The organism is Corynebacterium sp. HMSC30G07 (genome assembly GCF_001806945.1).
Taxonomy (GTDB): domain Bacteria; phylum Actinomycetota; class Actinomycetes; order Mycobacteriales; family Mycobacteriaceae; genus Corynebacterium; species Corynebacterium riegelii.
On record NZ_KV786473.1, the window covers coordinates 115,830 to 138,648 of the forward strand.

Genomic DNA, 22,819 nt, shown 5'->3' on the forward strand with positions numbered 1-22,819 from the left:
GGAGCGCGTACATGGACCAATTTCAGGTTGTCACTGACGCTGTCGGCGGCAGTGTCGGATTGTCGGCGCTGGTGTCTACCCTGCCACTACTGACCTTTTTCATCATGCTGCTGGGCGTCAAGGCCCGTGCACACACTTCTGGTGCTGTAGCCCTGCTGGTTGCAGGCTTGGTTGCCATCTTTGGCTTCAACATGCCCACCGCCTTGGCCATCTCTTCGGCCTTCCGCGGCGGCCTGTTTGGCCTCTTCCCCATCGTCTTTGTGATTCTGACGGCGATCTGGTTCTACCAAATCACCGTCGCCTCCGGGCGTTTTGAGGACCTGCGCATGGTCTTTGACAAGATGGGCAACGGTGACGTGCGCATCCAGGCCATGCTCATCGCATTCTGCTTCGGTGGCCTGCTTGAAGCCCTCGCCGGTTTCGGCGCACCGGTGGCAATTACCGCAACGATGATCCTTGCGCTTGGCATCGCGCCGCTGAAGGCCGCAACGATCGTGCTGATTGCTAACACGGCTCCGGTGGCGTTCGGCGCCGTGGCTATCCCGATCACCACCGCTGGTGACGTCGGTGGCCGTACCCTTGAGCAGACCGAAAACATCGCCGCAATTGTGGGCCACCAGACCCCCTTCCTGGCGTTTTTCGTACCGTTCATCATCGCCCTGCTTATCGACGGCTGGCGTGGCGTCCGCGAAACCGCCCCCGCCGCGTTTGTCATCGGCCTTTCCTTTGGTATCGCCCAATGGTGGACCTCCAATCACTTCGCGTACCAGCTCACGGACGTGATTGCGTGCATCGTGGCACTTGGCGCCGCCTTTATCCTCCTGCGCTTCTGGCAGCCGAAGGGTGTGGACGCTCTGCGTGAGCGCCTGGGTCTTCCGGAGCTCAGCGCTGAGGACGAGAAGGAACTGACCTCCAACCGCGTGTTCATGGCGCTTCTGCCGTACGCCATTGTTGTGGTCGTCTTCGGCCTGGCCAACCTGGGTGAGACCATTCCGAACTGGCTGAAGCAGTTCAAGATTTCCTTCCCGTGGCCGGGTCTGGATGGCAGGCTGCTCGACGCGGCCGGCGACCCGGTCAACAGCGACTACTCGTTTGCCTACATCAACAACCCGGGCAGCCTGATGGTGATCTCCGCGATCATCATGGCCATCGTTTACATGGTGTTTAACGACAATGGCCGCTACTCGCTGACCTGGGGCCAGGTGGGCAAGGAATTTGTAGACACCGCGTGGAAGATGCGCTGGTCTGCGGCGACCATCATGCTGGTGCTGGCGCTGGCGTACGTGATGAACTACTCCGGCCAGACCGTGACCATTGGTGAGTTCTTTGCCAACCTCGGCCCGGCCTTCGCGTTCTTCGCACCGATCCTCGGCTGGGTTGGCGTGGCCGTGACCGGCTCCGACACTTCCGCAAACGCCCTGTTTGCCAACCTGCAGGTCACCGCCGCAAACCACCTCAACTTGAACCCGGACCTGATGCTGGCCGCAAACACCACCGGTGGTGTTGTGGGCAAGATGATCTCCCCGCAGTCCCTGGCTATTGCCGCAACCGCGGTGAGCATGGAGGGCAAGGAGTCCGAGATCTTCAAGAAGGTTGTGGGCTGGTCCTTCCTGTTCCTGCTCGCGATCTGTGTGATCGTCTTCCTGCAGACGAACGTGCTTTCCTTCCTGGCGCCCGTGGTGAACTAACGGTTATGAACTAACGGTTGCCCCCAGATGTGTAGCCTCATTCACTTTCGGTGAATGGGGCTTTCGCATATCTGCCGCATCTCTGCCGCGTATCTACTGCGCATCTCTCGCTGCGGGTGTGGAAGTAGGCCCAGAAGGGGTAAAATAGTACCTGTGCGTCTGCGCCTGCCTTCTGGCTCTGCGCGTTGAACACCTCAATAACCGCAAAATCCAACCCAAGGAGCTCACATGCGAGTAGCGCTGTTTTCTACTTGTATCGGTGATGCCCTCTTCCCCGACGCGCATAAGGCCTCCGCGCTTGTGCTTTCGCGCCTGGGTTATGAAGTGGTCTTCCCCGAAACTCAGACCTGCTGCGGTCAAATGCACGTCAACACCGGCTACCAGGAACAGGCAATGCCGATTGTGGAGACGTACGTTGACACTTTCTCCGACCCGTCCATTGATTACGTGGTTGTCCCCTCCGGTTCCTGCACCGGCGCTGTGCGTGAACAGCACGTGCACTTGGCTGAGAGGTTCGGGAGCAAGGCGCTTGTAGACGGCGCGAAGCAAACCGCCAAGAAGACCCTGGATCTGTCCGAGTTCATTGTGGACGTGGCTGGTACCTACGACGTGGGTGCATTTTTCCCGCACCGCGTGACCTACCACTCCTCCTGTCACTCCCTTCGTTTCCTGAAGGTGGGCGAGCGTCCACTAGAGCTGCTGCGCAACGTCGAGGGCCTGGAGCTTGTAGACCTGCCGAACTCGGAGGAATGCTGTGGCTTCGGCGGCACCTTCTCGGTGAAGATGTCTGAAGTTTCTTCCGCGATGGTCAGCGACAAGGTTCGCCACATCAAGGAAACCAACGCCGAGTACGTCACCGCAGGTGACTCTTCCTGCTTGATGAACATTGCTGGTGCGATGAGCCGTCAGCACTCCGGTGTGCGTGCGTTGCACATGGCTGAGATCCTGGCGTCTACCAAGGAGCACCCGTGGACGCCAACGTCCGCTGCTTACTCGAGGGAGAAAATGCTGTGAAAGTTGCACTTGGTAAACCCCAGATGCCGCCGCATGCAGTTGGCCCGAACCACCTGCGCGGCTCCGAGAAGTTCCAGAAGGCTGCGCACCATGAGCTGGACAATGTAACTAAGCGTCGCAACCTGAACTACGCCACCACCACCATTCGCGTGAAGCGTCAGAACGCCGTGGATGAGTTGGATGACTGGCAGGATCTGCGCGATACCGGCTCCGCCGTGAAGAAGGACGTCATGTCGCGTCTTCCGGAGTTGCTGGAAGAGTTTGAGCGCAACGTCACCGCCCGCGGTGGTCACGTGCACTGGGCACGTGACTCCAAGGAGGCCAATGAGATCATTGCTCGCCTGATTGAAGAAACCGGCGAGAAGAACGTGGTCAAGATCAAGTCCATGGCCACCCAGGAAATCGCGCTGAACGAAGAGCTGGAAAAGCGCGGCATCTTCGCCCAGGAGACTGACCTGGCTGAGCTGATTGTGCAGCTGGGTGAGGATTTCCCGTCGCACATTCTGGTGCCGGCTATCCACCGCAACCGTGCAGAGATCCGCGACATCTTTGTCAACAAGATGCCGAACACGGATGACACGCTGACCAGTGATCCGTCCGAGCTTGCAGATGCCGCTCGTTCCTACCTGCGTGAGCAGTTCATGAAGGCCAAGGTGGCCATCTCTGGCGTGAACTTCGGCATTGCTGAGACCGGCACCGTTTCCATCGTTGAGTCTGAGGGCAACGGCCGTATGTGCCTGACCCTGCCGGAGACGCTGATCTCCGTGATGGGTATTGAGAAGCTGCTGCCGTCCTTTGATGATCTGGGCGTGTTCCTGCAGCTTCTGCCGCGCTCCTCTACCGCGGAGCGCATGAACCCGTACACCTCCCTGTGGACGGGCGTGACTGAGGGCGACGGCCCGAAGAATTTCCACATCGTTTTGCTGGACAACGGTCGTACCGCCGCAATGTCCAACGAGATCGGCCGCGAGGCACTCAAGTGCATCCGCTGCTCTGCCTGCCTGAATGTCTGCCCGGTCTACGAGCGTGCTGGTGGCCACTCCTACGGTTCCACCTACCCAGGCCCGATCGGCGCAATTCTGACCCCGCAGCTGACCGGTATCGATTCTGCTTCGGACCCGAACAGCTCCCTTCCGTTTGCGTCTTCCCTGTGCGGCCGCTGCAACGAGGTCTGCCCGGTGAAGATCCCGATCACGGACATTTTGCTGGAGCTGCGCTACCAGAAGGCCAAGAACGAGCCGACGCGTTGGGAGCAGACCGCGTTTAGCGCGATCAGCTTGCTGTGGGGCAAGCCAGCGCTGTGGAACCGTGCCGTGCGCATGGTTGCACTCGGCCGCGTCCTCGGTGGCTTCAACGGCACGATTGACACGATGCCGCCGCCGATCTCTGGCTGGACGCAGTACCGCGACGTGGCAGTGCCGCCGAAGAAGTCCTTCCGCCAGTGGTGGGACACGGACGAGGCACAGGAGCTGCTGGCCAACGCCCGTAAGGAAGGCATTCCTTCCAAGATCGGCGACCCGGAGCATGACGAGCACCTGGATACCCCGGAGGGTGAGAAGTAAATGACTACAAAAGCTACGTCCAACGCTGCTACGGGCGGTTCGTTTGGTGACGATGAGCGCCGTAACGCAGATGCCAAGCAGGAGATGCTGAGCCGCATCCGCAATGCACAGCAGCTTGCGAACACCCCGAAGCACGTGGACATCCCGCGCAACTACCACACCACCTGGGACAAGAGCACCGAGGAACTGCGCGAGATCCTGGTAGACCGCCTGCTGGACTACAAGGCCACCGTTGTGGAAACCACCGAGGCTGACCTGGGCAAGGACATTGCCAAGGCGCTGGCTGACCGTGGTTGGGACAAGGTTGTCTACGCCCCGGGGCTGGACCCGAAGCTATTCGATGAGGTTAAGGGCTCCGTGCGTGCCGACGATCCGTCGTCCGACCCCCGCGACCTCGGCGACGTTGTTGCCGTGACCGACTCCCACGTCTCCGCAGCAATCAGCGGCACGATCGTGCTTGAGGCCAACGAGGTCTGCGGCCGCCGTTCCCTCTCGCTGGTGCCGGACCACCACGTGTGCATCGTTCGCCCGGAAACCGTTGTTTACGGCGTGCCGGAGATGATCGAGCGTCTGGATCCGCTCAAGCCGAACACGATGCTCTCGGGTGGCTCTGCCACCTCGGATATTGAGCTTGTGCGTGTTGAGGGTGTGCACGGCCCGCGCGACCTGGTTGTGATGATTGTGAAGTAAGGGTTTTTACGGCCTTTACCCACCCACACGAAACGGCCAGTCACTTCCCTTTTGCGGTAGTGACTGGCCGTTTCGCTGTCATTGTTTCCCGTGCCACGCTTGTCATCGCGCGCAACAATGATTATGCGCGACCAAGCATGTAAGACCGTGAAGTTGCCCTGTGCAGTCTTGACCGATTTCCTCACAAAACCCTGAATCCGGCGCAGACTTGCCCGGCTGCGCCCCAACGCGGCCCAACGCGGCCCAATTTCCAGGCCCGCACTACTGAGTGCTAGGCTTTCGGGACGAAGTCTCCGTAGCTCAGTGGATTAGAGCATCGGTTTCCGGTACCGAAGGTCGCAGGTTCGAATCCTGTCGGGGACGCAATTGTCGGGGCCGCAATTTTTTCATCGCTCCGTTGGAGTTTGCAGCTACCTACACCCGGCTACCATTCATTATTTCTGCAGGTAGCCGGGTGTAGGTAGCTGCATTTGTCGTTACGTTTCGAGGGTTTCGAGCCTCTTGCACGTGGGGCACTCTTGCCTCAAGAAGGTTTCGGGGGAAACAACACGCTTGTGCCCTTCGGGGCACAAGAACTGGAATCGCTCGTACACGCCAACAATCGGAACGAAATCGGGGGCGATGTACGGCTCATCCCATGCTTCGAGAAGCTCCATCACATCGAAAACGGTGGCTGAACCGTACTTTTCTTCAAACTCGGCATCCTCGATGGCGCGTTGCTCCTCTTCACGCTCACGGCATATTGGGCACCGTGCCCAGCCTTTAACCACCTGATCAATCTGCCCTTGAAACGAATGCCCCTCTGGACAGGTCCACCAAGCTTTCTTCCGGGAGCCCTTCTCGGCGGTATGCCAAAGCTCCTCGGGATTTTTCTCGTGGTCCCACCAGCTGACAGCCTCCACATCGAGGTCCTTCAGAAGGCTCGCCACCGGTGCGCTCGATGTTGCGGCAGCAGCGGTCTTGTTCGATCTTTGGCACCGGCACCCAAATTTGATGTCACCGATCCGCTGGGCGGAAATGAGATCACAATGAGGACACTTCACCCCATGCGGATCATCAAGAAGAGACGGGTTAGTCAGCGGGCCAAGGTACTGGTAGCCGCATGCTTCGGCTATTTTCTTGGCCTCGTGCGCCGGAATCGACGCGAACTCCCTGACCAGCTGCTTGCGCGACTGAGCGGCCCATTGCCGCCAGCAACACGCGCGGCATGTTTTCTCGTCGCGGTTCACGGTGATCTGCACGTACTCAAACCTGTAGTGCGCCTCGAAGCCACACTCCACACAACGGGTGAGCAGAGGGTCCTTCGGCCTTGTGAACGGATCCAGAAGCACAAGCCCACCGCGTTTGTAGATCTCGGCCAAGTGGACATCACAATATGACGGCTTCGTCCGTGTACGGAACAGCGCCGGCTTTTCGCAGCCTGAAACGCTGCACGTTTGAGTTGTAATTGCGCCCACTGTGTTGCCTTTTCGGAATTGACGGACATGTTGATGTCTCGGCTTACTAACACGCTAACAACCAGAGGCACGTTCTACCCGTCTTTTAGGAAGCCTTTTCTACAGGTGGCCGGGTATAAATGGCAGTATTTCGTGTTGCTGCAGCCCCTTGGGCCGCTGCAGCGCCGCAGATCACTCGTTACACTTCAGTGTTATGCGGATCACAAAACTTTCTCTTGTAACTGTCCTTACTGCAGCGCTTGCCGTGGGCTGTTCAAGCTCTGGGGATGACACCCCGCCCACCACCGAGCAAGCGCTGCCCGAAACCACAGCCTCTGCTGAGACATCAAGCAGCAGCGCAACCACGTCCGCCACGGCCACAAGCAGCACGGGCTCGGCGGACAACGACCAGAAGGACTACAAAGACCTTGCCGACGGGATGGTCGACCCGAACGATCCGACCTCGGTGTACGACGGCGTCACCATCAGCGATTTTTTCAGTGCGTTGAATTTCATCGACGGCTACCAGTCGGAAGAGATCGAAATTGACAGTGAGACCAACATAGTTACAGGTAAGTACAACCACCTTGAACTGCCAACGGTCGCGCAAGTCAAGGCGTACGTACCACGCGATAGTGGCGAGCCGCACCCGCTGGAAAACGTGAACGACCCGCACATGCAGTTCTTCCTCGGACAAGTTCACAGCATGATCACGGAAAGCGGATTCAGCCCAGTGGAAGAAGTGGTAAATACGCCGAACTTCGAGTGGAAGTGCGTCACCCCCGAAGACGTACCAATGAACGAAACGAACAACACCGCGTGCTTCACGGTCCTCGCGGGCCGAGTTATTGAAGTCCAGCACAAGGCTGTTCAGGAAGATGTTGAGATGGTTGGCCCCGCAGATAATCTGCTCGACCTGCTCGACAACAACCTCGCTCCGCTGAAGGAGCTTCAATCGGGCAACGCTTAGTTCAGGAATGCTTAATACAGGAAGGCTTCGACCACATGAAGACCACCAAACTCTCCGTTGCGGCCGTCCTTAGCGCAGCGCTTCTCGTGGGCTGTTCAAGCACCGGGGACGACGCCCCCGCGCCGACTACCACTACTGCTGAGCAGGCGGCACCTGAAACCACGGCCACAGCTGCTGCGGACACCAGCACAAGCAGCGAAAGCACAGAAGGCACCAACGCAAAAGACTTGGCTGAAGCCTTGATCAACCCCGACGATCCGTCCACGGTCTACGACGGTGTGACAATCAGTGACCTGTTCAGCGCACTAGAGACTCTTAACGGCTACGAGACGCAAGAGCTCATCGTAGATTCCGATATCAACTCGGTTGAGGGCCAATACCTGCGCCGAGAAGACCCGACGATGGCCTCAGTTCAGGCATACATGGCGCTGAACAATGATGAGCCATACCCCTTAGCAAACGTCAACGACTCGGAAATGGAGTTCTTCTTCGACAAAGCTCGCGGCTTCACCGAGTCGCAGAATCACATGCCAGTTGAAAAGACGGTAAATACGCCGAACTTTGAGTGGAAGTGCTTCACACCTGAAGGCGTTCAGCCCGATGATGTGCACCACTCCATCTGCTTCACCACGCTCGCAGGGCGCGTCATCGAAGTACACCACCTACTCAAGGAGAAGAGGGCGGACGTGATTGGCCCCGTCGATAATCTGCTCGAACTCGTCGATGGGAACCTCGCTGCACTGAAGTAGTAGCGCGCCGGTATCGTAGGCACAATGACGTTTGGTCTTGTCGTTGTGCAGTTTGCCGTCGTAGTTGTGGGAGTCCTCCTCGCCTGGTTTGTGGGGAGGTGGAAGTTGGGGTTTACGTGGGCGTCGTTAGGCTGGGGCGCTCTTGCATTCCCCCTCTCCCAGGCGGCCAGGATGGCCCTGGTGGTGCCGCTGCAACTGGTGTTTAGCCGGGTGATGGACCCGGCCACCGCAGCAACGGCAACCGCTATTTTGATGGTGGCTACCTCCGGCCTGTTTGAGGAAACTACACGCTGGATCGTGCTGCGCTACTGGGCGAAAAACACCCGGTCTTGGCACGATGGTGTGGGCTTTGGCTTGGGCCACGGCGGTATCGAGGCGCTGCTGCTTTTCGCCTCTGCCCTGGCAACCAACATCATGTTGCTCACCAACGGTGAAATGCTGCGCATGCAGGTTGCTCAGACTGGCGACGCCACCGCCATCGACGCCTTCGACCAACAAATGGATGCCCTGCAGAACATGGGTCTCGGCCTGCTCGCCGCGGGATGGTACGAACGCGTGCTGGCGATTACTGCGCATGTGGTGTTCACACTCATTGTGCTGCGCGCGGTGCGTGAGCGCCGCTGGCAGCTGTGGCTTCTGGCCGTGACGGCGCACATTGTGTTTAATGCCGTTACTGTCATCAGCGCACCCTACGGCCTAGGTGTTATGTACGCCCTGCTCACCGCGTTTACTGCCGTGGGCTTGTGGGCAGTTATTGCAGGTCCGCTAAAGAAGGAGGCCCTTGCGTGAGTGCGCCCACACAGACACTTATCCGGCGAACCGCCGGCTGGCCCGCAGTCCTCCTGACTGGCGTAGCAACATTCGCCGCAGGCTTAGTCGCCTTTGCCAACACCGGCAGGTGGGGCGTGGCCATTGCAGCGCTCTACGTTGCATGGACGGTGTGGATCTTGCGGCAGAAAATAGTGCTCAAGCTTGATACCGATGCGTTGACGGTACGCTTACACAACCGGTCAAGGCGAATCCCCTACGCCGACATTGTGGAGGTAACACCCGCACCGCGCGTGCCGCTGACCATGTTCATGGGAGTGGCACTACTTGCCGGGCAGCCATGGCGGGTTGATGACGCTGACGCGTTCACCCTCGGCGGGCCCGTTATCCGCATTCACACGCGCACCTCGGATGATTGCGTGGTGGCGGTCAGTGATGTGGATCAGGCCATACGCCTGATCCAGGCCAGAACCTAGAATTCAGCCGGAATAACTACCCAGCCAATCAGGTACGCCAACAGGCCCGGCAGCACGCCTGCCAGGGCGAGCACGACAAACACGATGCGCACCAAGGTCGGATCAACGTTGAAGTAGTTGGCAATACCGCCGCAGACGCCGGCGAGCATCTTGTCCGTCATGGAACGGGTCAGGCGGCGCTGCGGCTGGTTGTTGGAAAACTGCGGGTATGGAGACGACATTGCGTATTCCTTTCGGTTGCTTGGGGTAGTTCCCACTTCCCCATTAAAGGCGCGTTTGCCCGCCAGGACAACGGTTAGCTGTTGCTATTAGAGGTCTCTGGCAGCGGAAGGTCCACCAAGGCCTGCAGAAACTTCTCCACAGCCTCGCGGTCAACTTCCCTAGTTGGGTCAAACACAGCCTGGCGAACATAGTTCACGTGGCCTGGCACTGCCGCTTCCAGACGCTCCACGCCCTCATCGGTCAAGGACACAAGCACGCCTCGGGCATCCCCTGGGCTGCGCTTCTTTTCCACCAAGCCCCGCTTGGCCATGCGGGTTACCTGGTGAGAGGTGCGCGAGCGGTCCCACCCCAAGTTTTCACAAAGTTGGCGGAGGCGAAGCTGCATTTCTGACGCCTCAGACAGGGCGACGAGCACGGAATACTCGGGGGCAGACAAACCGGACTTTGCCTGCAACGTCTCATCCATGCCACGCGCAATCTTGTTGGACGCAGTGAGCATGAGACGCCAAAGGCGTTGCTCGTCTTCGTTCAACCATCGAGTTTCTGCAGGCATATCGGAAAGCTTACTTTATATATGTAGGCAATTAGGAATTTGCTGGGAAAGTGGGTGCTGTGTCACATATTAATTGGTGACGCGTCACCAAACGTGTACGGCGGGGCCAGTCAGAGCAAAAATAACGAAAGGAAACACACAATGACTGCATTGACTGGAACCTGGAATCTTGACACCACCCACTCCACCATCGGCTTCGTGGTACGCCACGCGATGGTGTCCAAGGTGCGTGGCACGTTTAATGATTTCAACTCCACCATCACCGTTGCGGAGAACATCGCAGACTCCAAGGCAACGGCCACCATCCAGGCTGCTTCTGCGGATACCCGCAACGCTGACCGCGATGCGCACCTGCGCACCGAGGACTTCTTTAACACCGACGCATACCCGGAGATCACCTTCACCTCCACCGAGGTCAACGTAGACGCTTCCGGCAACGGCACCCTGACCGGTGACCTGACCATTAAGGACACCACCAAGCCGGTTACCCTCAACGTTGAAACCTTCGGCGTGGAAGAAGCACCGACGGGCGAGACCCGCTGGGGCTTTGAGGCAAACACCACGATTGACCGCACCGAGTTCGGCATCGACTTCAACGCGCCGATGAACTCCGGCGGCGTGCTCCTGTCCAAGGAGATCAAGGTGGAGATCGAAGGCTCCGCAGTCAAGGCTGACTAAGTCTTCTTACCCCTGCTGGGTCTTTATTTCGTCCATGGCGTATCTGCGTACCGCACCAACCCTGTCAAAGCGTTGCGGGAAGCAGGTCAACACAAACACTTGAGCCTTCTGCCCCACTTGGTCAAACAGCAGGTTCATACGGGTAAGGCGTTCGGGGTCGGTGGCGCCTAAAGCGTCGTCCACAATCACCGGCACCGGCGCAGTATCGCCAGTTGCCGTGACCAGGTCCGCGATAGCAAAACGGGTCAGCAGCGCCAACTGTTCCTTCGTACCGCCAGAGAGTTCACTGAGCGCCACGGTGGTGCCGTCCACGGTGCGGTCCACAATGTCTAGTGCGTCGCCAAAGTTGAAGTCCACGCTCGGTCCGAACAGCACGCGGGCGTGACTGCGTAGTGCCTCATTAAACGGTGCGGTGTAGCGAGCACGAGCAGTATCGCGGTGCGCAACCATCGTGTTGCGCAGCAGGCGGGCCGCCTCCGCACGTCGGGTTGTTCGCGCGAGTTCCGATGTCGCTGCCTCGAGTTTCGCCTCAGCCAGGTCCGCACGCTGGGCGGTACCGGCGGCAAGTTCAATGTAGCTGTGCAGCTCCGCAATACGCTTATCCGCCGACTGCATACGTTCCTGCAGGCTAGTAGCACGGTTTTTCGCACCTGCAAGCAGCAGCGTGGCCGTGTCCGGGTCAGCGTCTGCAAGCTGAGCAGCTAAGGACTCGTGCGTGGCGTTTGCCTCCACAACCGCTGCGCGTGCAGTCTCCAGCGCGACCGTGAGCGAGTCTTGGGTAGTAGCAGTTTCTGCAGCATCCAGGTTCGCTTGAGCATCTGCACACTCAGACTGCTTCGCCTCCCACCTGGTGCTTAGCACCGTCAACGCCTCCGCCGCCTTACGGTCCGCAAATGGCTTCGCGGCGGCTTCTGCGGTTTCCGCGTCCTGCTCCGCCTTGGCAAGCTCCGCATCTGCCGCATCCACAGCCTCTTGCGCCTGTGCCTCGCTGAAATCTGCCGGTGTATCCAGCTCCTGCTCCAGCTCTTCCACCGTCGCCTCAAGTGCCGTCTGGGCTGAGCGCAACGCAGCAATGTCGCTGCCTGCCAGCACATCATCAAGACGTTGCTTGGCCCCAGCCAACGCTGACGCATGGGAGGCATGCGCATCGCGAGCATCGCGCGCCTCCTTCAGTGTTTCGCAGCCGACAGCCTCCAAAAGCTCGTCGAGCTCACGTTTCGCCTCATCTGCTGCTTCGCGCGGGTCGCGCTGCCCCTGTGCGGCGCGGTAGACCACGGTGACGTCCCCAAACTGCAGCTCTGTGCCGTCGAACACGCCGACAGAGGTCGTGCCGTCAACGGCCAACTCCTCGCCGTCTACAACCACCGTGGCACCAGTTGCGGTGATGTCCAACTTCGCAGCGGAGGCCTCAAGGAGGCGCTGCTGCACTGCAACTTCGGCCTCTGCCTCTTCGATGGCGCGGATATCCGCATCCGTCACAGTCCGGCGAGGCGACGCCTCCAAAAGCTCGGTGTAAGTCTTCTCCGCCTCGGCAATACGCAGCAAACGCTCGTTACCAGCCGCAAGCTCTGTACGGGCACGCACCAGGTCACGCACTCGCGCCGCGCGCTTCGTTGCCACACGCGCATCTCTCACCCGTTTCTTCGCCACCTCCCGCTGCGCCACCAGCTCTTCCAAACGCGCACCTTCGGTCTCTGCCGCCTCACGAGCCGGCTCAAGCTGCGCCGCTAAACTTTCAGCCTCTGTGCGCAGCGCAGTCACGCGCTCCTGCAGTGCCTCGCGTTGCTGCACGTCGCCTTCCGCACGAGTCAGCGTGACCGTTGCCTGCCGCAGCGTCTCTGCTGCCGCTTCAACCCGCTCCCCCAGCTCACGCGCCTGCCTTGCTTCTGCTTCGCGCGTTTCAACCTCTTCCTCGGCCGCGGGCAGCTCAGCCTTTGCCTGCGCAATCTCCTCTTGCTTGCGCGCAACCTCTTCCACATACCGGGACAGTTGCGCTTCCTGGTCGCGCAAGCGCGTGTGCTCCTCCGCTGCCTCATCAGCCGCAGTCTTTTTCGCGGTAAACGCAGCCTTCGGTTTACCTCGTGCATCCCAGTAGCGTGCGTACTCCTCCTCCACCGCGGCCATCAGCGCGGTGTCTTCAACGCCAGCGGCCTGAGTACCGGACTCCTCTTCCAACGCCGCGGTAATGGAGGCGATCCCTGCCGCCTGCAGGCCTGGGTCCAGTTCCCCCTGGCGCAGAAACAGCGTCTCGGCCAGCTCGCGGTCCAAGTGCTGGTCAAGCAAGTGTTCAAGCTGATCGTCTGCCTCACGGCCCGAAAAGTTCTTGTGCGCCGGTACTGTGATGCGCAGCTCAGACATCGGGGACTTCATCCACCGCTTATGCACGGTAAACGTGGTGTCACCCACCGTTGCCGTCAGTTGCACCTCTGGGCCCACATCCCTCCCCGCAGGTGCTACAGCTTTGACCTCTTTCCTCTTAGAGCCGTGGCGTTGGTTGAGCACCAAATCAATCGCGTCCAAGATGGTCGACTTACCCGCCTCATTCTCACCGTGGATGACAATGACGCCGCGCTCAGGAAGCTCATCAAGGCGCAAGTGTTCAACAGCGCGGAAGTTGGTCAGTTCCAGTGCGTGGATCTGCATGGCTACTTGGCCTCCTCAGAAAGACGAAACAGCAGGTTTAAGGCATCGCGCACCACCGGATCACTCGCCTCACCCGGAAGAGACGGCGCGCTCGCTGCCGCAGCAAGCTCTGCCATAGCCTCGCGCGCATAGCCGCTCAGGGGCAGGTTGGCCAGTTCTTCGTCGCTCGGCTGCAGGTACAGCCCCATGTATCGCTCGTGTTCATAGAGTGCGGCAAAGGCGTGGGAGAGTTTTGTAATCCCTCGCTCAAGGCGTGCGGTGTCTTCCAAACCCAAGGTGCCGGTGATGGAGTATCGGATTACGGTGCGGTCTTTGTGGGGGTAGGCGCGAAGCTGATCCAGGATGAGATCTACATCCTCAGGACCTGCGACTTCCCAGGCGAGCTCTTCAAACGTCCACTCGCCTACTGGCACGCTTTCCACCTGCACGGTGGATTCCATCCCGCGTTTTTCCACGGTGACCACCAGTGCGTTGCCGGAGTCCGTCTCTCCGCCGGCAACACCTTCGCGGCGGTCGTGGAAGTCTGTCGTTTCCGGCGAACCGGAGTACCACACCCTCCCAGAGCTGGACAGGTCTTGCGTGGAGTGGGTATCGCCCAATGCCACGTAATCAATCACGCCCTGGGACGCAGCCTCCTCCAGTCCCGCAACGCTAATCAGAGAGGCCTTGTCCTGATCCCCAAAGCCCTCGACGGCGCCGTGGCCCACCAGCACCCTGATGTTCTCGCTCGGCTCAAGCGGTGCGATTGCCCGGGCGCACAGGTCCTCGGAAGCGTGCTTGGTAGTCAGCGGCGCACCGACAATTTCTACGCCTTCGCGCACCTCAACTGGGTCGAAGTCACGCAGCACGTGCACACCGTCGATCTCAGCAACGCCCTCGCGGCGGGTGAAAATGGAATCCGCAACCAACGGATCGTGGTTGCCCGGCAAAAGATACACCGGCACCGGTAGCGCACGCAGTACCTCAAGTGCGCGCTCGTGCGTCCTCGGCTCAAGCGTGTTGTGTTCAAACACATCCCCTGCCACCACGATAAATTCGGCACCCTTGTCACGCGCTAGCTCGCCGAGTTTGGCTACGGCTTCTAAACGTGCGGCGTCGAAACGCGACTGCGCATCAGGCGGGAGGAACTTGCGCGTCATGCCAAGTTGGAAGTCAGAGGTGTGGATAAACGTCAGGGTCGCGGTCACGGGTTTCATGCCTTTAAGCAATAGCACGCCACGGCCACACACTCCCGCGCAATACCGAACATTGCTTCGAACTAGTGGTCTTCTTCCACCAATGCGTCATACAGATTCTCAATATCCGCTACTGCATTGAGCAGGTCAATGTTGGTAAATGACACTGATTCCAACGCGCGACGCAACAGATCCGTGTCCGAATCATCCACCATCGGGGCAATCTTCGGGGTCGGCAAATCCGGCAGTTCATGGCCGGTCCAGAAAAACTCCGAGCCTTCCGCAGCGTTCGCCCGAGCGGTCCCCTCGGCGCCTTCGCGTATAGACGCCTCGACGTCCTCCACACTCAACCCACGCAGGGCGAAAAGGAGCGTCGGGTCAGCGTCGAAACGCTTGGCAGCTACCTCAGTCACCGCAACGATGTGCTTGCATAACGGGGCGGGATCCGGGCAATCGCAGAAGAAACGTGCATCATCCCCGTCCGCAAACAGCAGGGTGTCTACAACCTGGTCCGGAAACGCCCCGCGCTTGGCCCGAGCGACTGCACTGCCTCCCCCACCTAGCTGCTGCATCGCATCTACCAAGTCTTCTTCCGAGCGTCGCGCCAGGATAAAACCCGCAAAAAACGGCTCTGGCTGTGAGCCGTGCACTTCCGCCTCAACGGTATTGACGCGCACGTTGAAACCAGTCACACGCCCCTCAGCCGCGTACTCCCGGCCGCGCTTTACACGCCCCTGGTCTGTGCGTTGCGCTACCGCCTCACGCAAGCGGCTCGACGCCGGTGAGTAGCTCACCGACGGGTGCGACACACTCTGCACAGGCCCTTCCCCAACCCCGTTCCGAATGCGCTGCGCAGTCTCCCGGATCCGCTCCCGAAGCTCCCGCGGCGATGGAGGCACCAGCGGCCCGACCGTCTCCTCCGCGGAGGAGACGCGACGTTTTGCGCCAAAGTTGGCGTAGATGACGTTGTCTTCGTGCGGACGGTTCGTGTTAGTCATTGCGCCCCCTGTAGCTCATCAGCTGCGCTAGGTCCTCCGCGTTCAGCTCAGTAATCCAGCCTTCGCCTTCACCAACCACAGCACCCGCCAGGTGCATCTTGCCGTCCAACACTTCCTGAATGCGCTCCTCCATGGTGCCGCGGGTGATCATCTTGTACACGGTCACATCCCGCTGCTGGCCGATACGAAACGCACGGTCCGTCGCCTGGTTCTCCACAGCCGGGTTCCACCAGCGGTCCATGTGCACCACGATAGAGGCCGCCGTCAGGTTCAGCCCCGTGCCGCCCGCCTTCAGGCTTAGCAGCATCGCCTGCGGGCCATCGGGGGCCTGGAAGCGCTCCACCATTGCGTCGCGGCCAGATTTACCCACACCACCGTGCAAAAACGGGATGTCCTCGCCGAGCCGCTCACTCAAATACGGCTTCAAAATGTCGCCGAAGGCCTTGTACTGGGTAAAGATCAACACCCTTTGGCCGGAGTCGGCGGCCTGATCCAGGATCTCAACCAACTTTTCCACCTTGCCGGAGCGGTGGCGGCCTTTGAGGGTGACGCTTGAGCCGTCGCCAAGAAAATGCGCCGGGTGGTTACAAATCTGCTTGATCTTTGTGATGGTGGACAGCACCAGCCCCCTGCGCGCCATGCCCTCGCGGCTTCCCAGCTCACGCTGCATTTCCTCCGTCAGCGCGGTGTACAGCGCCGCCTGCTCCGCGGTCATGTCCACGGTGATGATGTGCTCGGCTTTATCCGGAAGGTCATCAATAATCGCCGGATCCGTCTTCAGCCTGCGCAGGATAAACGGTGCGGTCAGGCGCTGCAGTCGCTCGCTCATTTCCTGGCTCAACTCATCATCACCACGCTCAATCGCCTTAGCAAAGTGGTTACGGAAAAACGCCTGCGAGCCCAGCATCCCCGGGTTCACAAAATCCAGCAGGCTTCGCAGCTCACTCAGCTTGTTCTCCACCGGTGTGCCCGTCAGCGCGATTCGCTGACGCGCCGGGAGCCTTCTCACGCTTTTCGACGCCCTCGTGCCCGCATTCTTAATCGCCTGCGCCTCATCCAACACCACGTGATCCCACTTCACCTCAGACAGGGCGGCCCCGTCACGCGTGGCAATGCCGTAGGAGGTAATCACCAAATCGGCTTCGCGCGCGGCCTCGATCAGCGCATCGTCTTTCTTCCTGCCCGCACCGTGGTGGACCAGTACTTTCATGTGCGGCACGAAACGTGCGGCTTCACGCGCCCAGTTGCCCACCACAGAGGTTGGCGCGACCACAATCGTCGGCCCAAGGTCACTGTGACCGTCCTTCGCCGCGGCGTCCTGCTCCACAGCAAGCAGCGTCAACAGCTGCAGCGTTTTGCCCAGACCCATGTCATCTGCCAACACAGCGCCCAGGTTGTTGCGGGACATGAAATACAGCCAATCCACGCCACGGCGCTGGTAATCACGCAATGAGGCCTGCACGGTTTCGGGAATGTCCACCCGCTCAGGCGCAGGACGGTCCGTGCCGCCCATCAGCGAATTGAACCAACCCGCACCCGTGATCTCCACCGGCAGCTGCATCGAGGCATCCGCGGCAGATTCAAGCGCCAGCTGGCGAAGCTCCGCAGCCGTGACCTGGCCAGAGGCAGCCTCTGCCATGGCGGCTTCGTACTCTTCGCGCAGTGCCCGGGCTTCCTCTTCCAACTCCGCGGCGTCTGCATGACCAAGCTTCGCGTGGAGGTTGGCCAAGCCTTCCGCGGCATCCAGGCGCTTCTTCAGGTCCGGCAGCGACGAATCGTGCAGCTGCTGGATGTAGCGCTCAGTCTTAGCCAGGCCGGTTTTGTCGGCCAGCACCCATTCGTCTCTAAGCTTGACCAGCCCTGACTTGGAGCGAACCAGCTCACGCATCTCAGCATCGGTCAACTCAACGTCACCGATGGAAACCTTCCAGTCATAGGTCAAGAGCGTGTCAAAGCCCAGGTGGCGAACTGTGGAGGCGTCATACGGATCAATATCCCGCGTGACATGCAGCTTCGCCTTCGCCTCCATCGTGGTCCACGCTTTGGGCAGCATCACGGCAAAGTTGTGGTTGCGAAGCTTCGCGGCTTCCGTGCGCACGAAACGGGCAATGTCCTCGGTTGTCAGGTAGAGGTCCCAGTCGCCCTCATCAGACTCCGGCGGCAAGTAATGCGGGCGCGGGTGGCGCACCGGATCCGCCAAATCCGTGACTTGGCTTGCCCGCTGGAGCTCACTGCGCAGCCGCTGAGCGGTCTGCGCGTCATACTCATGCAGAAGCACCGGGCGGGGCGAGTCTGTGCCGGAGCGCACCTGCACCCGCACCGGCCACACCGGCGGCACAGCATCTGCCTCAGCTTCACCGATGTAATCAAGATCCTCATCCAGCTCAATCGGATCATCTGCAATAAACACCAGCTGCAGGTTCACCGCGGTAATAGAGCCGTTCCAATCGCCCACCCGGCGCGCCAAGATGGCGCTTCCGCGGCGCAGTGGCTCGCCGTTTACCAGTGAGTTAATGAAGTCGTGGCGCCCATACGGGTGGTCGTGCTGCCGAATGTTTGTGTTCTGAAGCCGGTAAGTAGCAATCCAGTGCGTCAGCGTGCGCGCCATGTCTTCGCCCAGCATCTGATTGTTGGCTACCAGCACACCGGGTGCTGCGGCGGTCATGGCGGCCAGCCAGCCGCGCTCCTGCACACCCGTGCCAAGCTGCCATTCGGCGTACCACAGCCTGTCGCGCTGCGGGACGTGGATGCTCACTCGCCCGGCGCGCACGAACCTGTGTAGGCCTTGGTACATGCGGATCAGCCATTTGAGGTCTGGCGCAATCGCGTCGTTCTTCAGCGCCTGGGCCTCAGCAAGCCCAGCCAACAAGCGCACGGTGTTTTCCGGGCCAAGCGCCGCAGTTGGTGCAAGCAGCTCAACTTGGCGGCCTTTCGGTGTTTGGAGGCGGATGCGGTGGCGGTGGCGGAACGTGTTGTTTCCTGCAACAAGGTGCACCACGTCCGGGAACGTGCCCGCCTCAACTTTATCCAGTGTGACAATCCGGTGTCCCTCTACCTGCTCAACCCATAGGTTGAGCCCAGACCCTGGCACCCAGAGACCGTGGAGAAGGAATTTTGGCATACCCACTTTTATAACACCCACCCCCTACAACGCCCATTACATCACGCTCTGCAGTACTGTCTTTGCACATGACTGACAACTTCTGGCTGGTTCTTGCCATCGTTTTGTACTTCGGGGTCATGGTAGCCATTGGCTTCTATTCTTGGCTACAGACAAAGAAGTATGACGACTATGTGCTGGCGGACCGCGGCTTAAGCCCGTTTGTTGCGGGGCTTTCCGCTGGCGCCTCCGATATGTCCGGCTGGTTGTTGATGGGCCTTCCCGGCGCGCTGTTTGTCTCCGGTATGAGTGAGCTGTGGATTGCTATCGGCCTGTTGGTGGGTTCCTGGTGCAACTGGAAGTGGGTCGCACCGAGGCTGCGCAGCTACACAGAAGTGGCCAATAACTCGATCACCTTGCCCAGCTTCTTTGAAAACCGCACCCATGATTCTTCGCGTGCGCTGCGTTTCGCCGCTGCCGTGATCATCATTTTCTTCTTCACGTTCTACGTCTCCTCCGGCATGGTTTCAGGTGGCCGCTACTACGAGTCCACCTTTGGCGGGGATTACACCACCGGCATGTTGATCGTTGGTTCCATTACGGTGCTCTACACCTTCATCGGTGGCTTTTTGGCGGTGAGCTACACGGATGTGGTCCAGGGTGCGCTGATGTTCCTGGCGCTTATGATCGTGCCTATTTTGGCACTGTTTGCGGTGGATAATCCTGCCGATATCTTCTCCTACGCCACGTCCAACCCGTACGGCCCGTGGCCGGAGGGCAACCCGCAGTACTTCAACATGATCGCGGGTGTGTCTGCTGCAACCATCATTGGCAACCTCGCATGGGGCTTGGGTTACTTTGGCCAGCCGCACATTGTTACCCGTTTCATGGCGTTGCGTTCGGCGTCTGAGGCAAAGGCTGGCCGCCGCACTGGCATTATCTGGGTGACCATCTGCTTCGCTGGCGCTGTGTTCACCGCGCTGGTGTCCACCGTGTACTTCGGCACTACCTCTGCGACGGTGACGGACCAGAACGGTTTTGAAACGATCTTCCTTGATCTGGCTCGTTTGCTGTTCCACCCGCTGGTTGCTGGCATTATCCTGACGGCGGTGTTGGCTGCGATTATGTCCACGATGTCTTCGCAGCTGCTGATCACGTCGTCGGCGCTTATTGAGGACTTGTATCGCATCTTCAAAAAGGAACCCAGCCAGACCACGCTTCTGGTCCTTTCGCGCCTGATGGTTGTGTTGGTTGCCGTGGTGGCCATGCTGTTGGCCCTCAACCCGTCTGACACCATCTTGGGTCTGGTCGGCTTCGCTTGGGCTGGCTTCGGCGCGGCGTTCGGCCCGGTTGTGTTGGCGTCGCTCTACTGGCGTCGCCTCACCGCCCCGGGTGCGTTGGCTGGCATGATTGTCGGCGCGGTCACCGTGTTCGTGTGGGGTACCTACTTCGGCGACATCATCTATGAAATCGTCCCAGGCGTGGCCTTTGCCACCATCGCCATGGTTGCGGTTTCCCTGGCCACCACACCGAAGCCGGGGGTTGAGGAAGAATTCGAACGCGTCACCGGGAACCAGGAGGCACTTCCCGCAGTCTAAAGAGGTATGAAGCTTTTCCTTCGAATCCTCATTGTTTGCACTCTTGCTCTCGCCCCGTTCCCAACGGGGCTTTTGCTTATCGACGCCCCGTTGTCCCCCCGCACCACCACGCTTAACTACAACCGCCAACAAGCCTTCGGCGCAAGCTGGGCCACCGCCCCCGGCTCCGGGGGTGCGTGTACGAGCCGCGACGTTGCCCTGGCCACGGCCTGGGGGCAACCCTGCGACATTCCCTATCTGGAGTGGGACGCCGCCCCTATCCGTGATCCCTATACCGGTGCTGCGATCCTGCCCGCAGACGTTGAACTTGATCACCTCTTCCCCCTTGCTGCTGCGTGGGACATGGGCGCAGCCACGTGGCCTGCGGAAAAACGGCTTGCGTTTGCGAACGACCCGTTGAACCTGGTGGTGACTTCTAGAAGCGCCAACCAGTCCAAGTCTGACAAGCTGCCTGGTGAGTGGATGCCACCCGCGTGGCGCTCCCGTTGCCCATACGCCCAACAGCTTTCTGCTGTGGCTTCCGCCTACGGTTTGGCGTTGTCCCACGAGGACCGCAAGGCCATGCGACGCGCCTGCTCCGGCGCCCGAGGGGTACTTTCTGCCCGTTCCCTGTAAGGTATTTGCCCATGAATACTCTCTTTGTCTTCCTGCACGTCGCCGCGGCGATCGTGCTTCTTGGCCCGGTTGTCGTCGCCACCTCGATGTTCCCGGCTGAAGCTGCCCGCGCGAAGGCTGGCGGCGAAGAGGCCACCGGTCGCGCCTCCGTTCTTCACAAGATTTCGCGGAACTACGGCATGCTTTCTGCGCTGGTGCCGCTGCTCGGTGGTGTGGTCATGGCGTTTGATTGGAACACCTACAGCACCAACTACTGGCTCCACACCGCGATCGTGCTTTCCGTCATCGCTTGGGCGCTGCTGTTTTTCATGGTGATTCCGCACCAGCGCAAGATGATGGGTTCCCTGGGCGCTCTCGACCCGGCTGATGCCGATCCGTCTGATGTCACCGGTGACTTTGAAAAGTGCAAGGCAAAGGCGTCTGCCGGTGCCGGCATCTTCAACCTGATGTGGGTCCTGGTCCTGGTCCTGATGTTCCTGCCTGCGGACCTGTTCTAGCGCTTCGCTGTTCTTGCGCTTCGCGCTTTACGCCGGCTGGCCAGCCTCACCGCTGCGCCCGCCGGCGTTTTCTTTTGCCCTTTTGCCTCGGCCAGTCACAAACATCAGCGAGGAGCATTAGTCGAGGAACTCAAGCGCAGCCGCCACCAACGCTTCTGCCCCGGTGCGCAGCGTCGGCTGCATTTGCGGCGCAAAGTGTGGACTATGGTTGGGCACGCTCACGCCCGCTTCTGCACCGCCGAGCACCCAGTAGCAGTAGGGCGCGCCGAACGCGTCGGCGATCACGGAGAAGTCTTCCGACGCCGTCAGCGGTTCACTTTCCAGCACGCGCTCACTGCCAAACGCATTGCGAAACGCACGCGCCACCCTGTCGGTGACCGCGTCGTCGTTCTTGGTCAGCGGGTAGCTCTGGTAGCAGGTGATGTCTGGCATTTTCTTGCCGCCGGACGCATGCGTCTCCGCCACAGCAATGCGTTCAATGGCCTGCAGAATCTGCTCTCGAACCTGGTCGCTGTAGGCGCGGACGTTGAGCTGCAGCGTGCAGCTTTCCGGAATCACGTTGGGTTTTAACCCACCCGAGATCACGCCCACCGTGACAACGCCAAACTCGTTGGGATTTACCTCCCTGGCCACAATGCCCTGCATACGCATAACGGCAGACGAGGCCATCAGAATCGGATCCACACTCAAGTGCGGCATGGAACCGTGAGAACCAACGCCATAAAACGTGATCTCCACATTGGTAGCAGTGGACATAAACGCGCCGGAGCGCAGAGCAACGCTGCTGGCCGGCGTATCGCCGCAGATGACGTGTTGGCTAAACACCACATCAGGCGGGGTGATCTTGGAGGTCAAGCCACCAGCAACCATAGAAGCCGCGCCCTCAGCAGTCTCTTCGCCGGGCTGGAACAGCAAGTGCACAGTGCCGCTCCACTCCTGCCCCGACCCGCTCAGAAGCCGCCCGGCAGCCAGCAGCGACGCAGTATGAAGGTCGTGCCCACACGCATGCATGACCGGAACCTTCTGCCCGTCCGCGTCGAGCACTTCGCTTGTAGACGCATACGGTAACCCCGTCTCTTCCCTCACCGGCAACGCGTCAAAATCCGCACGCATCAGCACCGTCGGGCCTTCACCACGTTCGATGGTGCCGACTACCCCGCCGCCAATTTCGATTGGGTCAATGCCCATCGCCTCAAGCTCTTCGCAGATCCGACGACGCGTCCGCACTTCCTGCATACTCAGTTCAGGATGTTGGTGAAAGTCTTTATACACGGCCTCCGACCAGTCCTGGATGGAATCAATTGTGAGAGTCTGTTCAGCCATGACCCCATAAAAGCACAAACCCCGCCCTGCCTAACGGGTCAAACCAATCGGCAGAGCGGGATTA

20 protein-coding genes and 1 tRNA gene are annotated in these 22,819 nt (G+C 59.9%); 13 read left to right on the forward strand and 8 right to left on the reverse strand.

The window, feature by feature from the left end:
* Nucleotides 1-11: 11 nt before the first annotated feature.
* The 5 genes from HMPREF3104_RS08760 (at nucleotide 12) to HMPREF3104_RS08780 (ending at nucleotide 5,317) form a co-directional block, all read left to right on the forward strand.
* Nucleotides 12-1,688: an L-lactate permease gene (locus tag HMPREF3104_RS08760; protein WP_070495208.1), complete on the forward strand. Its 1,677-nt coding sequence runs from the start codon at nucleotides 12-14 to the stop codon at nucleotides 1,686-1,688.
* 228 nt (nucleotides 1,689-1,916) lie between these two features.
* Nucleotides 1,917-2,702, forward strand: coding sequence for a (Fe-S)-binding protein (locus HMPREF3104_RS08765; RefSeq protein WP_052204711.1), 786 nt, complete (start codon nucleotides 1,917-1,919; stop codon nucleotides 2,700-2,702).
* Nucleotides 2,699-4,264 (forward strand): LutB/LldF family L-lactate oxidation iron-sulfur protein, encoded by a 1,566-nt coding sequence (locus tag HMPREF3104_RS08770; RefSeq protein ID WP_210386497.1) that lies wholly within the window; start codon nucleotides 2,699-2,701, stop codon nucleotides 4,262-4,264. Before HMPREF3104_RS08765 ends, HMPREF3104_RS08770 begins: the two co-directional genes overlap by 4 nt.
* 84 nt (nucleotides 4,265-4,348) lie before the next feature.
* Complete coding sequence (locus HMPREF3104_RS08775) at nucleotides 4,349-4,954, forward strand: LutC/YkgG family protein (RefSeq protein WP_070495662.1); 606 nt, start codon at nucleotides 4,349-4,351, stop codon at nucleotides 4,952-4,954.
* Between the two features lie 289 nt (nucleotides 4,955-5,243).
* Nucleotides 5,244-5,317 (forward strand) — tRNA-Arg (locus tag HMPREF3104_RS08780).
* A 113-nt stretch (nucleotides 5,318-5,430) separates the two neighbouring features.
* Here HMPREF3104_RS08780 and HMPREF3104_RS08785 read toward each other — a convergent pair.
* A complete protein-coding gene (locus HMPREF3104_RS08785; RefSeq protein ID WP_070495210.1) occupies nucleotides 5,431-6,315 on the reverse strand; it encodes a zinc-ribbon domain-containing protein in 885 nt (294 codons plus the stop codon).
* Nucleotides 6,316-6,604: 289 nt separating this feature from the next.
* Between HMPREF3104_RS08785 and HMPREF3104_RS08790 the strand changes: the two genes are divergently transcribed.
* The 4 genes from HMPREF3104_RS08790 to HMPREF3104_RS08805 are packed head-to-tail and all read left to right on the forward strand — an operon-like array spanning nucleotide 6,605 to nucleotide 9,353.
* On the forward strand, nucleotides 6,605-7,360 hold the full coding sequence (locus tag HMPREF3104_RS08790; protein WP_070495211.1) for a hypothetical protein: 756 nt from the start codon (nucleotides 6,605-6,607) through the stop codon (nucleotides 7,358-7,360).
* A gap of 35 nt (nucleotides 7,361-7,395) precedes the next feature.
* Entirely contained in the window at nucleotides 7,396-8,109 is a 714-nt protein-coding gene (locus HMPREF3104_RS08795; RefSeq protein ID WP_070495212.1) for a hypothetical protein, read from the forward strand.
* A 24-nt stretch (nucleotides 8,110-8,133) separates the two neighbouring features.
* Nucleotides 8,134-8,898, forward strand: coding sequence for a YhfC family glutamic-type intramembrane protease (locus HMPREF3104_RS08800; protein ID WP_083279038.1), 765 nt, complete (start codon nucleotides 8,134-8,136; stop codon nucleotides 8,896-8,898).
* Nucleotides 8,895-9,353 (forward strand): hypothetical protein, encoded by a 459-nt coding sequence (locus HMPREF3104_RS08805; protein WP_070495214.1) that lies wholly within the window; start codon nucleotides 8,895-8,897, stop codon nucleotides 9,351-9,353. The genes HMPREF3104_RS08800 and HMPREF3104_RS08805 overlap by 4 nt, the downstream gene beginning before the upstream one ends.
* Here HMPREF3104_RS08805 and HMPREF3104_RS08810 read toward each other — a convergent pair.
* Entirely contained in the window at nucleotides 9,350-9,574 is a 225-nt protein-coding gene (locus tag HMPREF3104_RS08810) for a PspC domain-containing protein (protein WP_052204733.1), read from the reverse strand. The two genes, HMPREF3104_RS08805 and HMPREF3104_RS08810, sit on opposite strands and share 4 nt — an antisense overlap.
* A gap of 74 nt (nucleotides 9,575-9,648) precedes the next feature.
* The gene (locus HMPREF3104_RS08815; protein ID WP_070495215.1) at nucleotides 9,649-10,128 is read right to left on the reverse strand and encodes a MarR family winged helix-turn-helix transcriptional regulator; all 480 of its coding nucleotides are present in this window, start codon (nucleotides 10,126-10,128) and stop codon (nucleotides 9,649-9,651) included.
* Between the two features lie 141 nt (nucleotides 10,129-10,269).
* Between HMPREF3104_RS08815 and HMPREF3104_RS08820 the strand changes: the two genes are divergently transcribed.
* A complete protein-coding gene (locus tag HMPREF3104_RS08820) occupies nucleotides 10,270-10,806 on the forward strand; it encodes a YceI family protein (protein ID WP_052204737.1) in 537 nt (178 codons plus the stop codon).
* A 6-nt stretch (nucleotides 10,807-10,812) separates the two neighbouring features.
* Here HMPREF3104_RS08820 and HMPREF3104_RS08825 read toward each other — a convergent pair whose 3' ends face one another.
* The 4 genes from HMPREF3104_RS08825 to HMPREF3104_RS08840 form a co-directional block, all read right to left on the reverse strand.
* On the reverse strand, nucleotides 10,813-13,449 hold the full coding sequence (locus HMPREF3104_RS08825) for an AAA family ATPase (protein WP_070495216.1): 2,637 nt from the start codon (nucleotides 13,447-13,449) through the stop codon (nucleotides 10,813-10,815).
* A 2-nt stretch (nucleotides 13,450-13,451) separates the two neighbouring features.
* On the reverse strand, nucleotides 13,452-14,645 hold the full coding sequence (locus HMPREF3104_RS08830; protein WP_070495217.1) for a metallophosphoesterase family protein: 1,194 nt from the start codon (nucleotides 14,643-14,645) through the stop codon (nucleotides 13,452-13,454).
* A 62-nt stretch (nucleotides 14,646-14,707) separates the two neighbouring features.
* Nucleotides 14,708-15,622 (reverse strand): SWIM zinc finger family protein, encoded by a 915-nt coding sequence (locus HMPREF3104_RS08835; RefSeq protein ID WP_070495218.1) that lies wholly within the window; start codon nucleotides 15,620-15,622, stop codon nucleotides 14,708-14,710.
* The gene (locus HMPREF3104_RS08840; protein WP_070495219.1) at nucleotides 15,615-18,743 is read right to left on the reverse strand and encodes a DEAD/DEAH box helicase; all 3,129 of its coding nucleotides are present in this window, start codon (nucleotides 18,741-18,743) and stop codon (nucleotides 15,615-15,617) included. Before HMPREF3104_RS08840 ends, HMPREF3104_RS08835 begins: the two co-directional genes overlap by 8 nt.
* A 68-nt stretch (nucleotides 18,744-18,811) precedes the next feature.
* Between HMPREF3104_RS08840 and putP the strand changes: the two genes are divergently transcribed.
* Genes putP through HMPREF3104_RS08855 form a run of 3 tightly spaced genes read left to right on the forward strand, consistent with a single transcriptional unit; the run spans nucleotide 18,812 to nucleotide 21,432 of the window.
* Nucleotides 18,812-20,320, forward strand: coding sequence for a sodium/proline symporter PutP (gene putP / locus HMPREF3104_RS08845; RefSeq protein ID WP_070495220.1), 1,509 nt, complete (start codon nucleotides 18,812-18,814; stop codon nucleotides 20,318-20,320).
* Between the two features lie 6 nt (nucleotides 20,321-20,326).
* The gene (locus tag HMPREF3104_RS08850) at nucleotides 20,327-20,935 is read left to right on the forward strand and encodes an HNH endonuclease family protein (protein ID WP_070495221.1); all 609 of its coding nucleotides are present in this window, start codon (nucleotides 20,327-20,329) and stop codon (nucleotides 20,933-20,935) included.
* Between the two features lie 11 nt (nucleotides 20,936-20,946).
* Complete coding sequence (locus HMPREF3104_RS08855) at nucleotides 20,947-21,432, forward strand: DUF2269 domain-containing protein (RefSeq protein ID WP_070495222.1); 486 nt, start codon at nucleotides 20,947-20,949, stop codon at nucleotides 21,430-21,432.
* 117 nt (nucleotides 21,433-21,549) lie between these two features.
* Here the strand turns inward: HMPREF3104_RS08855 and HMPREF3104_RS08860 are convergent, their stop codons facing one another.
* A complete protein-coding gene (locus tag HMPREF3104_RS08860; protein ID WP_070495223.1) occupies nucleotides 21,550-22,755 on the reverse strand; it encodes an amidohydrolase in 1,206 nt (401 codons plus the stop codon).
* Nucleotides 22,756-22,819: the final 64 nt, after the last annotated feature.

Coding starts and splice junctions, on each gene's coding strand:
- HMPREF3104_RS08760 (WP_070495208.1), top strand. CDS start 12: ATGGACCAATTTCAGGTTGTCACTGACGCTGTCGGCGGCAGTGTCGGA.
- HMPREF3104_RS08765 (WP_052204711.1), top strand. CDS start 1,917: ATGCGAGTAGCGCTGTTTTCTACTTGTATCGGTGATGCCCTCTTCCCC.
- HMPREF3104_RS08775 (WP_070495662.1), top strand. CDS start 4,349: ATGCTGAGCCGCATCCGCAATGCACAGCAGCTTGCGAACACCCCGAAG.
- HMPREF3104_RS08790 (WP_070495211.1), top strand. CDS start 6,605: ATGCGGATCACAAAACTTTCTCTTGTAACTGTCCTTACTGCAGCGCTT.
- HMPREF3104_RS08795 (WP_070495212.1), top strand. CDS start 7,396: ATGAAGACCACCAAACTCTCCGTTGCGGCCGTCCTTAGCGCAGCGCTT.
- HMPREF3104_RS08800 (WP_083279038.1), top strand. CDS start 8,134: ATGACGTTTGGTCTTGTCGTTGTGCAGTTTGCCGTCGTAGTTGTGGGA.
- HMPREF3104_RS08810 (WP_052204733.1), bottom strand. CDS start 9,574: ATGTCGTCTCCATACCCGCAGTTTTCCAACAACCAGCCGCAGCGCCGC.
- HMPREF3104_RS08815 (WP_070495215.1), bottom strand. CDS start 10,128: ATGCCTGCAGAAACTCGATGGTTGAACGAAGACGAGCAACGCCTTTGG.
- HMPREF3104_RS08820 (WP_052204737.1), top strand. CDS start 10,270: ATGACTGCATTGACTGGAACCTGGAATCTTGACACCACCCACTCCACC.
- HMPREF3104_RS08825 (WP_070495216.1), bottom strand. CDS start 13,449: ATGCAGATCCACGCACTGGAACTGACCAACTTCCGCGCTGTTGAACAC.
- HMPREF3104_RS08830 (WP_070495217.1), bottom strand. CDS start 14,645: ATGAAACCCGTGACCGCGACCCTGACGTTTATCCACACCTCTGACTTC.
- HMPREF3104_RS08835 (WP_070495218.1), bottom strand. CDS start 15,622: ATGACTAACACGAACCGTCCGCACGAAGACAACGTCATCTACGCCAAC.
- HMPREF3104_RS08840 (WP_070495219.1), bottom strand. CDS start 18,743: ATGCCAAAATTCCTTCTCCACGGTCTCTGGGTGCCAGGGTCTGGGCTC.
- putP (WP_070495220.1), top strand. CDS start 18,812: ATGACTGACAACTTCTGGCTGGTTCTTGCCATCGTTTTGTACTTCGGG.
- HMPREF3104_RS08850 (WP_070495221.1), top strand. CDS start 20,327: ATGAAGCTTTTCCTTCGAATCCTCATTGTTTGCACTCTTGCTCTCGCC.
- HMPREF3104_RS08855 (WP_070495222.1), top strand. CDS start 20,947: ATGAATACTCTCTTTGTCTTCCTGCACGTCGCCGCGGCGATCGTGCTT.
- HMPREF3104_RS08860 (WP_070495223.1), bottom strand. CDS start 22,755: ATGGCTGAACAGACTCTCACAATTGATTCCATCCAGGACTGGTCGGAG.